Origin of the sequence: Mogibacterium kristiansenii, from assembly GCF_029224645.1 — a bacterium.
Classification (GTDB): Bacteria; Bacillota; Clostridia; order Peptostreptococcales; family Anaerovoracaceae; genus Mogibacterium_A; species Mogibacterium_A kristiansenii.
In genome coordinates this window covers 15,581-34,301 of sequence record NZ_JAQXUZ010000027.1, presented here as the reverse complement: position 1 = coordinate 34,301, position 18,721 = coordinate 15,581, and the positions used below count along the sequence as shown (strand labels likewise).

The following is an 18,721-nucleotide window of genomic DNA, read 5'->3' as shown; positions in this document are numbered from 1 at the left end:
TGGACGTACGGAGAAAAATGTATGAAAAAGATTAGTATAATTATCCCTTTAATTGACGAAAGATATTGTGAAGCGACGAATATTCAAGAAGGAATGAATTGCATTCTGAACCAGAGTTTGGAAATGAGTTCGATGCAGCTTGTTTTTTTGCCGCTTCTTAATCGTCCAATACTCATTCAGCAGTTAAACGAATACGCTCTGTCCTATCCGGATTCCGTGCATATCCTTCCGGCTCCCGATAAAAATACGGACATTGTTTCGATGGTTTCCGAAGCCGTGACCGGAGAATACGTTCTTTTCTATGATATGGGAAACCGATGGGAAGAACATGCACTGGAGAAGGTGTATCAGCATTTTGAAAAAACGCCGAATTCATTTGATCTGTGCTTGTGCAACGAAGTTTTTCAGAAAAAAACATCTTCGAAGAGCACGTTCCGTTTTATGTACAAATCCGGCAACACATTTAAAGATGTTCGAGAGAATCCAAGATATTTGGCGGTTTCCCTGAACAATGTGATTTTTCGAAGAGATGCTCTGTGTCGGGCTGCGATGAAATTAGAAAACCAAATTCGGGCGTATTCATACGGTTGGGACCTGATGCTGATTGCGGAAATTCTGAAAGAGAATCCGGTGGTTGGAATCGCTGCTTCTGCAGATTTCATCTATTGCGGTTCCGAAGAACTTAGCGGACAGAAACCGGTAGAAGCCAATGAATATCCTGAGGCACTTCGGCGCTTGTTCTGTGCGTTGAAGGAAGGATGCGTGACGGAATTGGATTCCTATATTCAAAATTTGCAGATGTATATTATGCGTCAATATTTGGAAGGCACGGATACCCGGGGTGAATTCAGCGAAGAATGCAGAACGGAGTACATCCGGCTGCTGCGTCAAGAATTGGCCGGAATTCCGGATGATATCATTGACAAAGCACCGGGGACGGTGAAGCGTCAGCGACTGGGACTGTATGTCCTGAAATACGGAAAGCATATTCTCCGGAATCTGAAAGAATCCTCCGGGCAGCTTGCATATAACGGACATCGTCTGGTTAATTTGAAACATGATTCATTTCGTTTCTATACGATGACGGTGGAACAGGGGATGCTCCATATTTGCGGAAGCATCTGTGCCGGAACGTCTGAACAGAAAATAAGTGTGCTTGCGCAGGATCAAACCGGCAAGACTTGGAAAGCGACGATGCAAGACTGTTCGAGTGAAGATGTGCGAAATCGATTTGGGGAAGTGCTGATTGCCGGAAAATCGTTCTCGTTTACCATTCCGTTGCGGGATAAGATGAAGCTGACGTTCATGCTTTCCTTTGATGGAACCGATATAAAAGTATATCCTAAAATGATGAAGGATACCGAATTAAAGCATAAATACCGTCATTCCTACACGGAGAAAAATGGATGGCTGATTCGATATAATAATGGTTCACTGTTCACGAAAAAAGCAACGGCTTGGAATCGAATCAAGTTCCATCGGCATTATCTTGCGGAACTGCGGCAGAAAAAGAGTGAAGAAGATGAATCTACCTATCTTCGAGACTGTCATTGGAAAAAGCAAATTCGGAAGATGAAGCTGAAGAATCAAATTGCTTTTGTGACGGCGCGAAGCAATGAAGAATTGCTTCCGAATATGCGGGCAGTATATGACCGAACGAATGGGAAGAAGGTGGTGTTCACCCGGATGATGCCTTACGACGATGAACAGATGAATGCGGCGATTCAGACGGTGTATTCCAGCAAAGTCGTGGTCACGGATGATTATTTTTACCTGTTCCGAAAATTCGGAAAGAAGCCGGGACAGAAAATTGTGCAGTTGTGGCATGCTGCCGGCGCTTTCAAAAAATTCGGCATGGACGGAACATCGCTCTTTCCGGAGGTGGATCACCTATACCATAAGGATTATGACTTGGTATCTGTAAGTGGGGAGAACATACGGGGGATTTATGCTCGGGCTTTCGGAATAGGGGAAGACCGGGTGAAGGCCTATGGTGTTCCGCGTACCGATGAATTTCTGGATTCGGAGTATGTGTCCCAGGTAAGGAAAAGGATTCGGAGCAGATATCCGAAATTAGATGGGAAGCAGGTGATTTTGTATGCGCCTACTTTTCGGGATGGAAAGGGACAGGATAAACATGAGTTCCGTCCGGAGATGAATTTTGAATCGTTAAGCCATTCCTTAAAAGAAAATCAAGTGTTCCTGATCTGCCCGCATCCGGTAATGCAGAATCGAATTGTGACGGGTTCGTACGAGAACATCATTCAGGTGAAGGATTTCACTACTAACGAGATGATGTGCATTGCGGACTTGCTGGTGACCGATTATTCCTCGGTCGTCTTTGAATATTCTCTGCTGAATAAGCCGATGGTATTCTACTGTTACGATTATGATGAATACAATCGGGACTTCTATTTGGACTACGAAAATGACTTGCCGGGACAGTTGTTCCGCAATTATGCAGAGTTAGAAAAATATATCAGTGCAGGCGATTTTGAGGAAACAGAGGGGGTGAAGGATTTCCGAAACCGTTATATGTCCGCTTGCGATGGAAAAAGCGGAGAGCGGATTGCTCATGTCTTAGAGAAGATGTTGAAAGAATAATAGAAAGGAAAAAAAGTTGTTATTCTCAAGTAATGTATTTATATTTGTCTATCTTCCGGTAGTATTGTTTGTTAATTACGCACTTAAATTCAGTCGCCGGGTACAGAACGTTTTTCTGTGCCTGGCCAGTTTGCTTTTCTACGCTTGGGGCGAGCCACGGTTCGTGTTGGTGATGATGGCATCCATTCTGGTGAACTGGTTTTTTGGCCTGCTGGTAGAGAAATTTAAAGAAAATGAGAATGTACGGTGGCTGATTGCACTGGATGTTTTTATCAATTTATCGATTATTTTCATATACAAATACCTGGCGTTTACGGTGAAAAACCTGAACCTGCTCTTTCACGCACACCGGAATGTGCCGGAAATCGCATTGCCAATCGGAATTTCTTTTTTCACGTTTCAGGCAATCTCTTACGTAATCGACGTGTACCGTGGACGGGGCGAGGCCCAGAGAAACCTCCTGAATGTGGGGCTGTATATCTCCTTCTTTCCTCAGCTCATCGCCGGACCGATTGTGCGGTATGAAACCATTGCGGACCAGATTAACAACCGAAGGGAAAACCTGCAGGATTTCTCCGATGGAGTGGTGCGATTCATCATCGGATTGGGAAAGAAGGTACTGCTGGCCAATAACATGGCACTGATTGCGGATCACGCCTTTGGGTTCGGAAACGGAACGGTGCAGTGGTTCGGTGCAGACATGCCGCTGACGGCAGGGATGGCCTGGCTGGGAGCGTTGGCCTACACCTTCCAGATTTATTTCGATTTCAGCGGATATTCCGATATGGCCATCGGCCTGGGTAAGATGTTCGGGTTTCACTTCGATGAAAACTTCAATTATCCGTATGTTTCCCGTTCCATTACGGAATTCTGGCGACGCTGGCACATCTCTCTGTCCAGCTGGTTCCGGGATTATGTCTATATTCCGATGGGCGGGAACCGGGTGAAGACGGAGGCAAGGCATATCTTCAACCTTTTCGTAGTATGGCTTCTGACGGGAATCTGGCACGGAGCGAATTGGACCTTCATCCTGTGGGGACTGACCTATTTCGTGCTTCTGGTGACAGAGAAGAAGCTGGGACTCCATAAGGAGGCAAAATACCGCTGGATGAATCCGCTGAAGTATATTGCAACCATGTTCTTTGTCATCATGGAGTGGGTGCTCTTCAGGGCGGATAGTTTGGGAGATGCCGTACACTATATGAGCTGCATGTTCGGAGCCGATGGCTGGGGGCTTTCCGCACCGGGAATCTTCTATCTAACCCAGTATCGATACTTCTGGCTGGCGGCGATTGTAGGATCCCTGCCGTGGGTTCCGTGGCTTGGAAAACGCTTGAAGCAGGAATGTGTTTCTGCTAAAAGGAAATGGGCCGCGGATGTGATTTCCGGTGTATTTATTGTCGGAATTCTGTTTGTGTCGGTATCGTATATCGTCATCGGAAGCTACAATCCATTTATTTATTTTAACTTCTAGAGAAGAAAGGAGAAATCATGAGAAATCGAATCATTGCAGTAATATTTCTTTGTTTTCTGCTGTTCTTCGGGGTTCGCACCGGAATGAATGTATGGGATTCCATTAACGGTACGGAAAGAAGCCACCGGCCTCAGACGGAGGCATTAGGCAGCAACGGTCAGATAAGTGGTTTTAATAAGGAATCCTTGGAGGAAATCTCCAACACGATAACGTTGAATTTAGCAAATCGAAATCAATGGATTAATCTAAATGGTATGTTTCAAAAGGGGATGGGAAAAACCGCTGACTTGGAGAAGGACTGGTATCGTCTGGAAAATGGAATGCTGATGTACAGTCTGAGAAAGGACTCTCCGGAAGATTTGCATAAATATGCGGATAACGTGGTGGAATTGTCCCGATATGTAAAAAAGCACGGAAAGAATTTCCTTTACGTGGAACTTCCGTATAAAGTTCAAGACGAGGATGAATATCCGGCAGGGGTTCCGGAATACGGGAATCCAAATGCGGACGAGATATTGAAGGTTCTTTCCTCGAAATCCGTGCACAGAATGGATGTTCGAGATATCATGAAGGATAAGAACATGAAGTCTACGGATAGTTTTTTCCGAACAGATCAGCATTGGAAGCCGGAGATTGCGCTCTGGGCGGCGGGAGAGATTTCCAAGAAATTATCTCAGGTGGATTCGGAGTGGAAAGATCATCCGGAATATCGCAATTTGAACAATTATCGGAAAGAGCATTATTCAGATCTGTTTTTGGGAGCCATTGGAAAGAAAATCGGTAGTGCTTATGCCGGAATGGATGATTTTGACATGTTAATCCCGAAATTTGACAATCAGTTTCGGTACTGCATGCCAAAGGAGAAAAAAACCGTAGAGCGGACCGGTAATTTTAAAACAGCCTTTATTGTGCCTGAGAATTTAGAAAAAGATCCGTTCCGGGTAAATACCTACGCCGCATATTGTGGAGGAGATCATCCGAGAGAATGTGTGACAAATGAGAAAGTGAAGAACAACCGACACATTCTATTGATACGGGATTCTTTTTCTTGTGCGTTGATGCCGTATCTATCCCTTTATACAAAGAATGTCACCACGTTGGATTTGAGACATTATAAAACCGAGTCTTTATACGATTACATTCGAAATCATCCGGAAATTGACACGGTAATTGTGGCTTATAATCCAAGTGCCATTACAGAGATACAATATACTTTTGACAAGGTTGTAAAATGAAGAAGATAATTAAGACGACAATTAAATCTGTTTTGTATGTTCTCTATTATGGAATCATTGCTTTGCTGCTGTATTTTGTTGTAGCCGGACGGACTTTGACGGACTGGTATGATGTTACATTCGGCACGCGATTCCGGGAAATCGTGTACACCTTTAACCTGGGGTTGACCGGCGCGGACACCAGTTTCATGAACGAAGCACTTCAGGAGTGCCGACCGGATTTGATTAAAGCGACGGCCATCGTAGTGCTGTTCATTTTGGCGGATTTGGTTTTGTTCCGAAGAGTGGGACGGAGAAAGGTTCGGGTGGATGAAGCCAAGGGACAGCACGATGCACAGAAGGAAACGGCAAAGCACGAAACGGTAGAAGCAAAGCCGGAGTACCGGTGGGTGCGAAGCAAGTGGGGTTATGCTCTCCGCGGAGTGTATCATGTGACTATTCTTTTAATCTGCATTTTTCTGGCAAAACCGGTGTATGCGTATGCCGACCAGGTGCTGGAAGTGTCGGATTTTGTGCGTTCGAAGCTAACATATACGAAAATATACGATGAAAAATACGTGGCTCCATCCTCTGTTCAGATTCAGAACACACGAAAGCAGAAGCGAAATGTTATCATCATATATATGGAAAGTATGGAGACTACTTATGCGTCGAAGAATCTGGGAGGCTATCAAGATCACAATTTGATGCCAAATCTCTATAACCTGCAGCAAGAGAACATCGCTTTTGGGGATCGAAAAGGAATGGCCGGAACGCACAATCCGTCCGGAACGACATGGACGACGGCCTCTATCCTGTCATCCTCTTCCGGAATTCCATTTGCCTTTAACATGGGAATGAATAAGAATGAAGGAAATGATGCGAATCAGGGAAAATTTGCTAAAGGGATAACCACGCTGGGGGATATCCTGGAGAAGCAGGGATACAATCAGGAATTCATCTGTGGATCGGATTCCACTTTCGGTCGAAAGAAGAAACTGTTCCGGGAGCACGGAAGCTACAAAATTTTCGATTATTACTCTGCAATCGATGCCGGATATATCGACAAGGACTACAAGGTCTGGTGGGGAATGGAAGATTTCAGAACCTATGAAGCGGCAAAGGATGAAATCCTGAAGCTATCGGAGAAGGACAAGCCATTTAACTGCACGATGCTGACGGTGGATACCCACCATGTGGGCGGATACAAATGCCAGAAGTGTCCGACGGGGAATGGTAACAAAACCGCCAACGTGGTGGCATGTGCCGATCGGCAGGTACAAGAATTTGTAGACTGGTGCAAGGCACAGGATTTCTATGAGAACACTACCATCGTCATTCTGGGAGATCACCCGCGAATGGACAAGAAACTGGTGCAGGGAGTGGATAAGAAAGATCGGGAAGCGATTGATGTGTTTATCAATTCTGCATCTCCTTATCAGAAGATTAATCAAAAGAGGACAGCAGCGACGATGGATCTTTTCCCGACCATCCTGTCTTCCATGGGTTATTCCATTGAAGGAAATCGACTGGGCTTGGGAACGAACCTGTTCTCTTCGAAGAAAACCCTGTCCGAAGAGATGGGATACGATGAATTCAATCTGGAATTAGGAAAGAACTCCCGGTTCTACCACAAAGAATTCGAATAGAATAGCTGTTTTATTGAGACATAGGCTGGAGACATCATGGAAAAACAATACGACATCAGTGTAATTCTTCCGGTGTACAATAACGTGCAGTATTTGGAGGAATGTTTAGACAGCGTTTTGGCAGAAAAAAAACTATCCATTGAGATTGTTGCGATAGACGATGGATCTACCGATGGATCCGAACAAATACTGGATGATTATGCCGGAAAATATGAGAACATTCGGGTCTTTCATCAGGAGAATTCCGGGGTCAGCGTCGCCAGGAATTTGGGCCTTAAAAAAGCAAACGGGGAATACATCTGTTATCTGGACAGCGATGACCGTTATTGTCCCGGGGTGCTGGAGAAAGGACTCGCCCTGTGCAGTGAAAAGAAACTGGACGTACTCTTCTTCACCTATGAGAATTTTTTCGAAAACGAGATTGCCGCGGAGCGATGGCAGAACAATCGGGTGAATCAGCCCATGCGAAAAAGAGAATATCCGAAGGAACCCATCTGCGGTCGGGAAATGCTTCTTTTATTCAAAACACAGCTGGAATACCGAGTAAATGTATTTCTGCAGATGGCTCGACACGATTTCCTTCAGAAGAATCAGTTTTCTTTTGAGCCCGAAATTATTTTCGAAGATATTCCCTATACATTCGAAGTACTCCTGCGGGCGGAACGAGTGATGGCATTGAATGAAGTGTTAGTAAAAAGAAGAATTCGGGATAATTCTCTGGAACATCGTCCGACGACGGTACATCGGTGCAAGAGCGCATTTCGAAGCCTGATTCTGGATTACAAGTTGGTGCGGCATTTCGGATATGATTTTCCGGAATGCGAACCGGCGGTAAGTCAGGAATTGGCGTTTCGACACGAATTTGTGAAAAATACCTATCTGGAATTAGATGAGGAGAATCAAGAGACATTCCTTCGACAGTGCAGCCCGGAGGAGCGGATTTTCTTTGAGGCAGCGATTCTTCCTCGTATACAGAAAGAACAGAAAGATCGGGCAACGATTGATCGGTTGAAGGACAAACACAGAGAAAAAGCGGAGAAGTATAAGGCGAAGATTGCAGACCAAAAGGAAACGATTCGGATACTGAAAAAAGAAAAGAAGGATTTGCAGCAGGAGAAAAAGCGCCTTCAAGGAGAGATAAAAAGAATTCGAAAATCCCGAGCTTTTCGATTGGGCCGATGGATATTGAGACCCTTTTCATACATAAAACGACATATGAAAGGTAAGCGATAAAAGTTAAATTTTGATGAGTGTATTTTTGGGATTAGGGGAGTGATTTCAATGAAAGGATTACTTGTTTGTTTTGTTTAATCTTGAGTTTTGTTTGCGTGCCGATTGGCAGTCAAAACAGCTATGGTGCAACGAAAACTAAAGCACAAAGTAAATATGTTTCCAATAAAGTTTGAAAAAATGGAAAAAAAGGATGGCATTCCCGTGCCGGAAGAAAGTATTACTGTGTGAAAAAAGGCAAGCTGGCAAAGGGCTGGAAAAGGATAGAAAAAAACAAGTATTATTTTGATAAAAAAATGGGTTCATGCTGCGATTTCGTCAAACGATTCGCGGTAAAAAGTACTATTTTAATTCAAAGGGCGCAATGAAGACCGGTCTGGTTAAGTTTAAGGCTGGGAACTGGTGGTATGACAAGAATGGGAAACAGATCACCGGATGGAAAACGGTTTCGATAAACGGGAAAAAAGAAAAACACTGTTTCGATCCGAAGACGGGCATCATGATTCCGGGATGACCAGTGGGTCGCGTCCGTGGAGGATTTCAAGGAACAGACGCAATATTTATACGAACACGATTATAAGACGCTGTCCATGGATGAGTATTATGATTGGTATAAGGGAAAACGTACGCTAAAGAAAATGAGTATTGTATTGACCATTGATGATGGGGATTACGAATTATATTATTTGGTAGCTCCGGTTTTGAAGAGATACGGATTTGCCGTGGTCGGTATATCGGGTGAAGATCAACGGGCAGATGAAAATGGACGTCTTTAAAAAGAAGGTAGAAAGTCAGTAGCTTCAGGAAATAAAAAGATATGAGTTTGGAGCACGCGGAACTTTCGGATTGACAAATGAGACATTTTATTCATATAGTTGAAATGAGTGACTTTATGCGTTATAATAGCGTGGTTTATGTTAACGTTTTTTTTAAAAGGTGGGTGCATGAATAAGTTTTTTTCGAATATAAAAAAGTATCACAAATATGCAATTCGAAGTGCGAAGGCAGAGCTCAAGAGTGAAGTTGCGGACTCCTACTTAAACTGGTTGTGGTGGATTATCGAACCGGTATGCTTCATGCTGATTTACACGTTTATTTTTGGATATGTATTTCATAACAAGACGCCGTATTTTGCATCTTTTGTATTTATCGGACTGACTGCTTGGGATTTCTTCAACCGCATGGTGAAGGGTAGCGTAAAGCTGATTACCAGCAACCGGGATTTGGTCAAGAAGGTATACATTCCGAAGTATATTCTGTTGTTGGCAAAATCCTATACGTATCTCTTTAAAATGGGAATTTCCATGATTATCACGTTCTGCCTGATGTTCGCTCAGGGAGTGCGTTTGAGTTGGCATATCATTTTCTTTATTCCGATTATAGCGATTCTCTATATTTTGACCTTCGGAATCGGAATGATTTTGATGAATTATGGGGTTACGGTAAACGACTTAGCAAATCTCACAAACGTGCTGCTGCGAATGGTATTCTATCTTTCCGGTATTTTCTATAATATCAATGAAAGATTGGCAGGACCTTTGTGTTTTATCCTGCTTCGTGTGAACCCTATTGCGATGCTGATGAACGAACTCCGACGGACGATGCTGTACAATCAGTTGCCGAGTTTCAAGTGGCTTCTGGTATGGCTTGGCATTGCGTTGATTCTGAATGTAATCGGCATTCATTTAATTCATAAAAATGAAAACAGTTATGCGAAGGTGATCTAATGAGTGATAATGAGAAGAAAATTGCACTGTCGGTAAGAAATTTACATATCTGCTACCGCGGCCTTAAGAAAACATCCATTCGATCCAGTTGGATGCGGTTGAAAGATAAAGTTGAAATTTTCGAAGCTCTCAAAGGTGTAAGCTTTGATTTGGAAGAGGGAAAGATTCTGGGAATCATTGGCAAAAACGGAAGTGGTAAGTCCACCATGCTTCGGGCCATTGCGGGAATCTTCTCTCCGGATGAGGGAACGATTGACCTGCACGGTCGTCGGGTATCCTTGTTGTCCATCGGTGTTGGTTTTAACAAAAAACTGACCGGAAGAGAAAACGTATATCTTTCCGGAATGCTGCTGGGTTTCTCGGAAGAACAGATTGCGGAAAAGGAAAAAGAAATCATCGATTTCGCAGATATTGGCAAATTCATCGATCGTCCGGTAAAAACTTATTCTTCCGGCATGTATTCGAAACTGGCGTTTGCGATTACGGCGATTTTGGAAACGGATATCATGTTGATTGACGAAGTATTGAGTGTGGGCGACCAGCGCTTTAAGGAGAAGAGTTACAATAAGATGAAGGAACTCATCTCTGATGATACGCGTACCGTGGTAATTGTTTCTCACAGCTTAGGTACAATTGAAGAATTGTGCGATGAGGTTCTTTGGTTAAACGACGGCGAGATGATTGAACAGGGAGATCCGGCAGATGTGCTGCCGAGATACACGGAGTTCATGAAATCTAATAAGAAAAAGAAATAAGTTTAAACAGATGTTTTATAAAATACCCTTGCGGTAGTTTATTGATATTTTGGCTCCGTTATGCTAAAATCACGGAAACGAAGAAACAAATTTATCAACTTGATGAGAAAGGAAGATGTATGTTTAAAAAGAACGGAAAGAAAGCCGTAGCGTACGTAGCCTTGCTTTTAACATTGATTATGTGTCTGGGTACTTTGTTGGAAGGTGCAATTGCATTTGCAGATGTAGATACGCCAAATGCTTCAACGCAGACCGGCGAAACGGTGCAGGAGGATACGCCAAAGGCAGAAGAATCTGCTACAGATGGCGAAGAGCAGACAAAGGCTCCGGCGGAGGATGAGAATACGAATCCAAATGTTTCCGGAACTGCCGCTTCTTCAGAAGTGGTGACAGATAAACTAAAGATGACGGTTGCTCCGGTAAACAACAGCCTGTATCTGAACGTATCCGGAAAAAAGAAGGTAACCGTTCAGTGTGAACTGGATGCCGGATACAAGGCACAGACTTTTGATGTCTTTGACCAGACGAAAAATGTTGCAGTGTCGGAAGGCATTGTGATGGGAAGCAAAGCAACGGTTACAGTTGAGGACAATCACGTGTACTGTCTTAAGGCTAAGGCCACAGATGCTTCTGCAAAGGAAGTAATCCTTCGGTCTAAGGAAACGTATTCCGTCAACTTCCCGAAGAATGTAACCGACTTAAAGGCGTCCTGTGCCAAGAAGGACAATTTGATTAAAGTAACTTGGGATAAGGTGAATGGTGCAAATCGGTACTACGTTTATCGGAATACGAAGGCCACTCGCCCGAGCAAGCCGATTAAGACGGTAACCGGCAACTCCTTCTCCGAACGGAGAAAGGGTGGATCCTATTACTACTGGGTTCAGGCCGCGAATACTACGGATGCAGCTGCTTCGATGCATGTAAGGAGCGGAAAGGTTACCGCTGGAAAGTATCTGACGATTGCGGTGCGGAATTATTGGTTCACCGCAAAGGCCAAAAAACGGATTCCGATTTATAAATCCGCAAAGAGCAAAAAAGTAATCGGTTATCTTCCAAAGGGGAAGACCGTGGTAATCAAGAAGAAGAGTCCGAAGGTGGTTCCGCAGTACGGCGTGGTAAAGCGGGTATATTTTAACGACAAAAAATTAAAGAAAAAGGGTTGGGTGAATTACAGATCCATTAAATTAAAGAGCCACGTTGCCGGAAAGTCCAATGACTGGAGCAGAAGCGTAAAGGAGAACTACGTGAACAAGAAGAAGTTCAAGAGTTCAACTAATTACCTGATTTGGCTCAGCAAATACACCCAGAAGGTGTACGTGTTCAAGAGAGCCAACAAGCACAGCAAATGGGTTCTCCAGAAGACATATCGTTGTTCTACCGGTACGTTTGCGCATCCGACACCGACCAACATGAACTATATCCTGATTCGGAAGCAATACGATCGCCATCGTGTTACCAATAAGGGAATGAGATATTACTACAAGTATCTGTCCGCATTTGGAAAGAAGGGATCTTCCGGAAGAGGAAACGCATTCCATACGGTATGTTGGAGAGAAGGAACTCATAAGATGCTGAAGCCGGTAAAGGATAAGCCGAACACCAAGGGCTGTGCCAGAATGTTCACCGGTGAGGCAAAGTGGATTTATAAGCACGTTCCGACTAAGACTCGAGTAGTCAGTTATTAGTTGAATTGCATAAAGAATTTAATAATCGCATAGGACATCGTCCTATGCGATTTCGCTGTGTTCGCCTTTTCCAAAGTGTGATACAATAGACTCATTGACGTTAAAGAAAACAGAAAGAATTGGTATAATGAGAAGAAAAAAGATTGCAATCGTGGGAGCCGGTGATTTCCAGCTTCCTTTGGTTCAGGAGGCGTCAAAAGAAAACGACGTGGTGCTGATTGCACCGGTAATAGGCAAAGCATTTGAACCCTACATCAAGGAGTGCTGTCTCATCGATGTGAGAGATCAGGATGCAGCGCTGAACTTCTGCAGAGAACAGAAAATTGACGGAATCATTACGGATCAGACGGACATCTCCGTTCGCACCGTGGCTTACGTGGCGGAACAGATGGGACTGCCGGGAATCGGTTACGAGACGGGACTTCTTTTTACCGACAAGGCGAGGATGCGAGACGTGATGGAGGAAGCGGGAATTCCGTGCCTCCCGAACCGTACGGTAACTTCCGTGGAGGATGCGGTGTCCTTTTGGCGAGAATTGGAGGGAACGACGGTCATCATCAAACCGCTGGACTCCCAGGGAAGCCGGGGAATCTATTCCTGTGATTCGGAGGAGGATATCCGAAAGCATTTTGACGAGAGTGCCGGTTTTTCTTCCAACGGAGAAGTAATCGTCGAAAAGATGGCCACGGGAATGGAATTCTTCGTAGAAGGGATGGCTTTTGGCGGAACGTTCCGGAATCTGATTATCGGAGATACCCATTACTTTGATATTGAGAACGCTTACGCAGCGGAAAGCCGCCGCACACCGTCGGTACGGAATCCAGAGACAGTGCGGCGCGTGCTGGAACGAAACCGGGAAATCATCGAAGCCTTTGGGCTGAAGCAGGGACTGACGCACAGCGAATTTATCATGGACGGCGACGAAATCTACCTGCTGGAGACGGCGGCCAGAGGCGGCGGCGTGTACATCTCATCGGATTTGATTTCCCTGGAAACGGGAATCAACGTGGAGAAGTTCCTGGTAGACATTGCTTTGGGGCAGCTTCAAGAAATGCCGCAATCGAAAGCTACCGGAAAGTATTCCGGATACAAGGCTTTCTACGTGCCCTTTGGAACGGTGAAGAGCATTACAGGCCTGGAGGAAGTAAAGGCACTGCCGTATGTCCACCGCAACCAACTGGATAATTTGCATGTCGGAATGAACGTTCCGGTGGAGAAGCTGAACAAGACCAATCGGCTGGCCCTGATTGTGGAGGCGGAGTCGGAGGAGCAATGGCAGGAGAGAGTCGCACATATCCGGGATATTCTGCATGTGGAATGTGAATCGGCCGGCACAACCCGCGACCTGGTGTGGAAATAGGAGGAAAAATTAAATGCTGGATAAGTTTCAGAAAAAAATGGTAAACGTATTTCTGTTCTTTGACCTGATGAAACTGAACAGAAAGTATCCGAAGGGAGATGACTACATTCGCCTGAAGAAGATTCAGGAGAAGCGTCTTCACAAGCTCATGAAAAAGGCATATCAGATTCCATTCTATCGGGAGCGTTTCGACAGAGCCGGCGTGAAGCCGGAGGATATTCGTACTGCGGAGGATTTGGTGAAGCTGCCGCCTCTCACCAAGGATGAGCTTCGCGCTTGGATGAACGAGGAAGCGGAAAAGCCGAAATACAAGGATTGGTTCCATGACACCACCAGCGGTTCTTCCGGAAAGCCGCTGATGCTCCTGTATTCTCCAAAGGAGAAGGCGTTCATGATGGCGGACTGGTTCCGAGTAATGCGTATGGCGGGATACAACCCGTTCCTCGGAAAGACCATGAGCCGAAAGAGTGCTCACAGTACTTCCGCCGGTGCGGATACGTTCCTGCAGAAATTCGGCATCCTCCGAAGAGGTTTTCTGAATCAGTATGCACCGGAAGAGGACATGATTAAGCAGGTGAACGAATACAAACCGGATTTCCTGTACATGAACAAGACGGAATTGATGCGTCTCTGTCTGTACTGCAAGGAGAATCACAGCGATATTTGGCAGCCGAAATTCTTCTGCGCCTCCGGCGAGATGACGGATCCGGCAGCCAGAAAGCTATTCAAGGAGATTCTGGGAGATGGCATTATCGATGCGTACGGCAGCGCCGAAACCGGTTCCTGCATGCTGAAGCTTTTCGACAGCCCGGAGCACATCATTCACTACGATGCGTATGTAATCAATATTTATGACGAAAACGATCGGCTGGCCGATGCGGGTTCTGTGGTAATCACCCCGCTGTTCAAGACGGATATTCCGCTGATTAACTATAAGATTGGCGATAAGGCCATCTCCGAAGTGCGGGACGGCGTTCGTTACGTTACCAGTCTTCAGGGACGGATGAACGACTTCTTCCGCTACGACACCGGCGAGGTGACCACTTTCTTTGAAATCGCTCCGATTATCGCACATTGCGAGGACGTGGTTCAGATTCGTTTCGTGCAGGATTCCTACACTCATATCGTGGTTCAGTGCGTCCAGAGCAAGGAATCCCCGAAGACATTGGAACAGATCGAAAAAGAATTGGATGAGGCATTGAACAAAAAATTCAAACATCATATGGATATCGACTTCGAATGGTCCAACTCCATTCCGCCGGACAGCAACGGCAAACTGCGAATGATTGTATGCAAGGTGGACGAGAATGGAAAAAAATAAATTAGAACGGCTACAGCGTCCGGCAGATATCGTGTTCGGCATCTGTCTGGCGCTGACATTTGCGATGGAAACTCTGCTGGCATATCGGCAGAGTATTCTGTATAACGGAAAATATTTTTCGGATATGGCACTTCACCTGAACATTGCCCGACGCGACCAGTATACCTATCGGATGATTGGATTTCTGGTGAAATACATGGACAAGATGACTGCCAGCCCTTGGGGCATCGCCGCGGTAATCGGCTTGCTGGTGTTCTTTACGGTGGTAGGGAACTACCTTTTGATACGATTCTTCACGAAAGGAATCACCAAGACCCGGATTCCGGCAGAAGTGCTTTCCCTAGTGGCGTTGTACACCGGACCGATTTACATCCCGAAGTTCATGCCGTATTTCTATGCAAAGACCCAGAGCAAATATGCATGGCAGAACCCGACTCAGATTATGGTAACGGTCTTCTCCATCTTTGCACTGTTGGTTTTCTATAAGGTATACGAGAACTACATGGAGGGGATTTCCATGAAATCCTGGATTCTTCTGGCGGTGACTTTTTTGCTGTCCGCCTGGGCGAAACCAAGCTTTATCATGGCCTTCTTCCCGGCGGCAGCGATGGTACTGCTGGCGGATGTATTCCGTACCGTCGATATATCGGAGATAAGGGATTGCTTAATCGTATCCAAGGCGTACCGCTTCCGACAAGTAGTGATTATGGGGCTTACCATGCTTCCGTCCTGCATTTACTTCCTAATGCTGAATCAGACCCTGTTCGGAAAGGATACTCAGCAGGCCTCCGTGGAAGCGGGGAAAGAAGCCTCCAAGGTGGTCATCGATCTGGGGCGGGCCTACTTCAATCAGGATTTCTCCATTACGCTGAGCATTATTGCCGGACTGGCGTTTCCGCTGTTCGTACTTGCTTTTAACCTGAAGTCGTTAAAGAAACCGGAATACGCGGTTGGCTGGCTGACGGTGCTGTGGGGATATGCGGAACACTTTACCTTTTCGGAAAGCGGTCCGAGAGCGACTCACGGTAATTTTGCCTGGGGAAAGAAGGTTGCGGTATATCTGATGTTCGTTATCAGCATGGCAAAGTTCATCGAGAACCTGTACGATCCGGAATTCTGCAAGGGAAAGAAGAATCTGAAAATCGCCTACGGTGTCGTCGGCATCGGGCTTTTGGTTCTCCATATGGGATCCCAGCTGGTGTACCTGAACCATATCGGTCATGGCGGACGGTATATGATATAATATTCGATGGATGGTTCTATTGTAATGAGAGGGGAATGGTTTAAATGGAAGAATTAACTGAATTTGGGCAGGAGCTTTAGGAAAATACCGTGTATGTCAATCCGGAAAAGTCGACGATGGATGATTGTACGAGTATTCGTTTTACCGGAAAAAACAGCATTCTTGTCATTGAAGATGGGGTAAACATACGCGATTCTGAAATAATATTTGATGGAAATAATGCCGTAGTCTATCTCAGCAGAAATAAACATACATATCGCTTGGCTATACATGCACATTCAAATACGTGCATATATATCGGCCGGGATAATTATTTCAACGGAAGGGCTACACTGATAACATCGGAAAGACAAAATATCATTATCGGAGATGATGGCCTTTTTTCTTTCGGAATATACGTGAGAACGGCGGATCCGCACCTTCTTTACAGCTGTGATACGAAAGAACGGATTAACGAAAGCAAATCCGTGTTAATGGGGGATCACGTGTGGATCGGTCAAGGTGCGTTGATTCTAAAAGGATCCTCCATCGGTTCGGGTTCGGTAATCGGTGGTGGTGCGGTTGTTTCCGGCAAAGCCATTCCTTCGAATACCGTGGCGGCCGGAAATCCTGCCAAAGTAGTAAAGAGAAAAATATTCTTTTCTAAAGAGTGTGTTCATAATTATGGAAAAAAGAAATCCGATAGGTACAAGAGAATGGATTCGGATTGTTGGATATATGAGCCGGAGCAGAATGAATACAACCTAAAGAATGTTGATTGTCATTTGTGTCGAAGCAAGAGTGCGGAGGATAAGCTGGCGATTATACAGCGGGAACTTGTGAATAACACAGAAAAAAACCGGTTTTACATCGGCGAAAAACAGCCTTCAAAGAAGTTCAGATTTCGCTTTTGGAGGTAATGAAAGATGCAAAAGGAGGGAGTATTGAATAAGTATAAATTCTCAATTATCGTACCTGTGTATAATGCGGAGAAATTTCTGGAAGAGTGCATCGAATCCGTCTTAAACCAGTCTATCGGATTCAAAGAGAATGTTCAGTTGATTCTGGTAAACGATGGAAGCAAGGATAATTCCGGCGAAATGTGCGAAAAATACTTTCAACGGTTTCCGGAAAATATCATATACATCGACAAGGAAAACGGCGGGGTCGCCGATGCAAGAAACGCTGGAATGGAACGAATTGAAGGGGAGTATACGGCTTTTCTGGATTCTGACGATTACTATTCTCAGACCATGCTGGAAAATGTGTATCGTTTTTTTAAACAAAAAAAGGATGCCTTTGACGTATGCGTTTGCCGTCTGGAACATGTAGGGGATTTTTATGGAAAAGAACATGCCCTGAGTTGGCGTTTCGAAAATGGAAATCAAGTAATCGATCTTAAGGTGAATCCGGAATACGTTCAATCGGCAATCGGAAATTCCGTGTTTCGAAGCGAAGCAATTCATGATGTGCGATTTGACAGGAGTCTGCAAACCGCAGAAGATGCGTTGTTCAATACTTTTGTAATTCTAAAACGCCTGAAGCTCGGAATCTGTGCAGATGCAACGTACTTTTATCGTCGATTTGAACGGGGGAATTCTCTGACCGGAACTATACGAATGCAAAAAGCGTTTTATTTGGATATTCCCCAAAACTATTATTTGTATCTGATAGAATATTCAAAGAACAGATATGGCTTTGTTCCTGCGTATGTTCAGCACCTGATTCGTTACGACATACAATGGCGGAAGTACATTCCGGAAGCAATTCGTCAACTGAATGCGGAAGAACGAAATGCGTATATTCAAATGATGAAGCAGACGTTGAAGTGTATTGATGATGAGGTAATATCTACGCACGATGGATTAAACCAATACCGTCGGCTCTATCTGTTCCTGTTGAAACATGGGATTCAAATTCTCGATGAAGCAACGCTTCAGAGCGGTGTTCTGTATTATAAGGATTTGAGACTCATCAATTTCACGGCGCCGAGTGTTCTAAAGGTTACCGCTATTGAATTAGATGAGAATACCGCATACATTGAAGGACTTGTGACGGATTGCCTTCCTCGTGCAAAGAAAAAAATATTTCTCTGTTCCAATTCGGGAGAACGCATTCCGATTCATTTAGAATACGGAAAAGCGGGTTTTGTTGCAGGCTACGTTGGCGAACACGTGGCGGAGATTGGAAATTTCAAAGTTGAAATACCGATTTCTCCTTGCATTAAATGGCAGTTTACTCTAGAATTTAATCAAGATACGATTACATTGAATCCAAATTTTGACGAATCGGTGGGAGTAAGCCGAAAGCATAAGGAATCATTTTTTGTTTCGGGAAGGTATATTGTCAAGTATAGAAAAAAGAAAATCTGCTTTTATAAGAATACTTTCAAGACGAGACTGGCATCCGGATTCCGTTACAGAAAAGAGCTTCGGTCTCAATTCGCAAAAGGAAGAAAATAGTATTCGTTGTGAGTTATT

Annotated in this window: 15 protein-coding genes; all 15 read left to right on the top strand. The window is 44.7% G+C overall.

The genetic code is table 11. The features are described from left to right. Positions 1-21 precede the first annotated feature (21 nt). The 15 genes from PUE40_RS08075 (at position 22) to PUE40_RS08010 (ending at position 18,703) form a co-directional block, all read left to right on the top strand. Positions 22-2,604, top strand: coding sequence for a CDP-glycerol glycerophosphotransferase family protein (locus PUE40_RS08075; RefSeq protein WP_277672460.1), 2,583 nt, complete (start codon positions 22-24; stop codon positions 2,602-2,604). Between the two features lie 16 nt (positions 2,605-2,620). Continuing rightward, positions 2,621-4,078 carry an MBOAT family O-acyltransferase gene (locus PUE40_RS08070; protein WP_277672459.1) on the top strand — a complete coding sequence of 486 codons (1,458 nt, stop codon included), beginning with the start codon at positions 2,621-2,623 and terminating at the stop codon, positions 4,076-4,078. A gap of 17 nt (positions 4,079-4,095) precedes the next feature. Continuing rightward, positions 4,096-5,313 (top strand): alginate O-acetyltransferase AlgX-related protein, encoded by a 1,218-nt coding sequence (locus PUE40_RS08065; RefSeq protein ID WP_277672458.1) that lies wholly within the window; start codon positions 4,096-4,098, stop codon positions 5,311-5,313. Continuing rightward, positions 5,310-6,941 carry an LTA synthase family protein gene (locus PUE40_RS08060; RefSeq protein WP_277672457.1) on the top strand — a complete coding sequence of 544 codons (1,632 nt, stop codon included), beginning with the start codon at positions 5,310-5,312 and terminating at the stop codon, positions 6,939-6,941. The genes PUE40_RS08065 and PUE40_RS08060 overlap by 4 nt, the downstream gene beginning before the upstream one ends. Positions 6,942-6,977: 36 nt before the next feature. Further along, entirely contained in the window at positions 6,978-8,174 is a 1,197-nt protein-coding gene (locus PUE40_RS08055) for a glycosyltransferase (RefSeq protein ID WP_277672456.1), read from the top strand. A 301-nt stretch (positions 8,175-8,475) separates the two neighbouring features. After that, a complete protein-coding gene (locus PUE40_RS08320; protein ID WP_418888097.1) occupies positions 8,476-8,685 on the top strand; it encodes a hypothetical protein in 210 nt (69 codons plus the stop codon). A 76-nt stretch (positions 8,686-8,761) separates the two neighbouring features. Further along, positions 8,762-8,947 (top strand): hypothetical protein, encoded by a 186-nt coding sequence (locus tag PUE40_RS08050; protein ID WP_277672455.1) that lies wholly within the window; start codon positions 8,762-8,764, stop codon positions 8,945-8,947. Between the two features lie 168 nt (positions 8,948-9,115). Further along, on the top strand, positions 9,116-9,898 hold the full coding sequence (locus PUE40_RS08045; protein ID WP_277672454.1) for an ABC transporter permease: 783 nt from the start codon (positions 9,116-9,118) through the stop codon (positions 9,896-9,898). After that, positions 9,898-10,653 (top strand): ABC transporter ATP-binding protein, encoded by a 756-nt coding sequence (locus tag PUE40_RS08040; RefSeq protein WP_277672453.1) that lies wholly within the window; start codon positions 9,898-9,900, stop codon positions 10,651-10,653. The genes PUE40_RS08045 and PUE40_RS08040 overlap by 1 nt, the downstream gene beginning before the upstream one ends. A gap of 119 nt (positions 10,654-10,772) precedes the next feature. Further along, on the top strand, positions 10,773-12,338 hold the full coding sequence (locus PUE40_RS08035; protein ID WP_277672452.1) for a L,D-transpeptidase family protein: 1,566 nt from the start codon (positions 10,773-10,775) through the stop codon (positions 12,336-12,338). A 127-nt stretch (positions 12,339-12,465) separates the two neighbouring features. Beyond that, positions 12,466-13,698 (top strand): ATP-grasp domain-containing protein, encoded by a 1,233-nt coding sequence (locus tag PUE40_RS08030; RefSeq protein WP_277672451.1) that lies wholly within the window; start codon positions 12,466-12,468, stop codon positions 13,696-13,698. A 13-nt stretch (positions 13,699-13,711) separates the two neighbouring features. Beyond that, positions 13,712-15,019 carry a phenylacetate--CoA ligase family protein gene (locus PUE40_RS08025; RefSeq protein WP_277672450.1) on the top strand — a complete coding sequence of 436 codons (1,308 nt, stop codon included), beginning with the start codon at positions 13,712-13,714 and terminating at the stop codon, positions 15,017-15,019. Next, entirely contained in the window at positions 15,006-16,262 is a 1,257-nt protein-coding gene (locus tag PUE40_RS08020) for a hypothetical protein (RefSeq protein WP_277672449.1), read from the top strand. The genes PUE40_RS08025 and PUE40_RS08020 overlap by 14 nt, the downstream gene beginning before the upstream one ends. A gap of 116 nt (positions 16,263-16,378) precedes the next feature. Continuing rightward, positions 16,379-17,161, top strand: a complete 783-nt coding sequence (locus tag PUE40_RS08015; protein ID WP_277672448.1) for an LbetaH domain-containing protein — start codon at positions 16,379-16,381, stop codon at positions 17,159-17,161. A 6-nt stretch (positions 17,162-17,167) separates the two neighbouring features. Continuing rightward, positions 17,168-18,703 carry a glycosyltransferase family 2 protein gene (locus PUE40_RS08010; RefSeq protein ID WP_277672447.1) on the top strand — a complete coding sequence of 512 codons (1,536 nt, stop codon included), beginning with the start codon at positions 17,168-17,170 and terminating at the stop codon, positions 18,701-18,703. The last annotated feature ends 18 nt before the right edge of the window (positions 18,704-18,721 follow it).

Bases quoted from the DNA above. Each gene is read 5' to 3' on its own strand.
- PUE40_RS08040 (WP_277672453.1), top strand. From the start codon at position 9,898: ATGAGTGATAATGAGAAGAAAATTGCACTGTCGGTAAGAAATTTACAT.
- PUE40_RS08065 (WP_277672458.1), top strand. From the start codon at position 4,096: ATGAGAAATCGAATCATTGCAGTAATATTTCTTTGTTTTCTGCTGTTC.
- PUE40_RS08020 (WP_277672449.1), top strand. From the start codon at position 15,006: ATGGAAAAAAATAAATTAGAACGGCTACAGCGTCCGGCAGATATCGTG.
- PUE40_RS08320 (WP_418888097.1), top strand. From the start codon at position 8,476: ATGCTGCGATTTCGTCAAACGATTCGCGGTAAAAAGTACTATTTTAAT.
- PUE40_RS08060 (WP_277672457.1), top strand. From the start codon at position 5,310: ATGAAGAAGATAATTAAGACGACAATTAAATCTGTTTTGTATGTTCTC.
- PUE40_RS08035 (WP_277672452.1), top strand. From the start codon at position 10,773: ATGTTTAAAAAGAACGGAAAGAAAGCCGTAGCGTACGTAGCCTTGCTT.
- PUE40_RS08015 (WP_277672448.1), top strand. From the start codon at position 16,379: ATGGATGATTGTACGAGTATTCGTTTTACCGGAAAAAACAGCATTCTT.
- PUE40_RS08030 (WP_277672451.1), top strand. From the start codon at position 12,466: ATGAGAAGAAAAAAGATTGCAATCGTGGGAGCCGGTGATTTCCAGCTT.
- PUE40_RS08025 (WP_277672450.1), top strand. From the start codon at position 13,712: ATGCTGGATAAGTTTCAGAAAAAAATGGTAAACGTATTTCTGTTCTTT.
- PUE40_RS08045 (WP_277672454.1), top strand. From the start codon at position 9,116: ATGAATAAGTTTTTTTCGAATATAAAAAAGTATCACAAATATGCAATT.
- PUE40_RS08050 (WP_277672455.1), top strand. From the start codon at position 8,762: ATGGATGAGTATTATGATTGGTATAAGGGAAAACGTACGCTAAAGAAA.
- PUE40_RS08055 (WP_277672456.1), top strand. From the start codon at position 6,978: ATGGAAAAACAATACGACATCAGTGTAATTCTTCCGGTGTACAATAAC.
- PUE40_RS08075 (WP_277672460.1), top strand. From the start codon at position 22: ATGAAAAAGATTAGTATAATTATCCCTTTAATTGACGAAAGATATTGT.
- PUE40_RS08010 (WP_277672447.1), top strand. From the start codon at position 17,168: ATGCAAAAGGAGGGAGTATTGAATAAGTATAAATTCTCAATTATCGTA.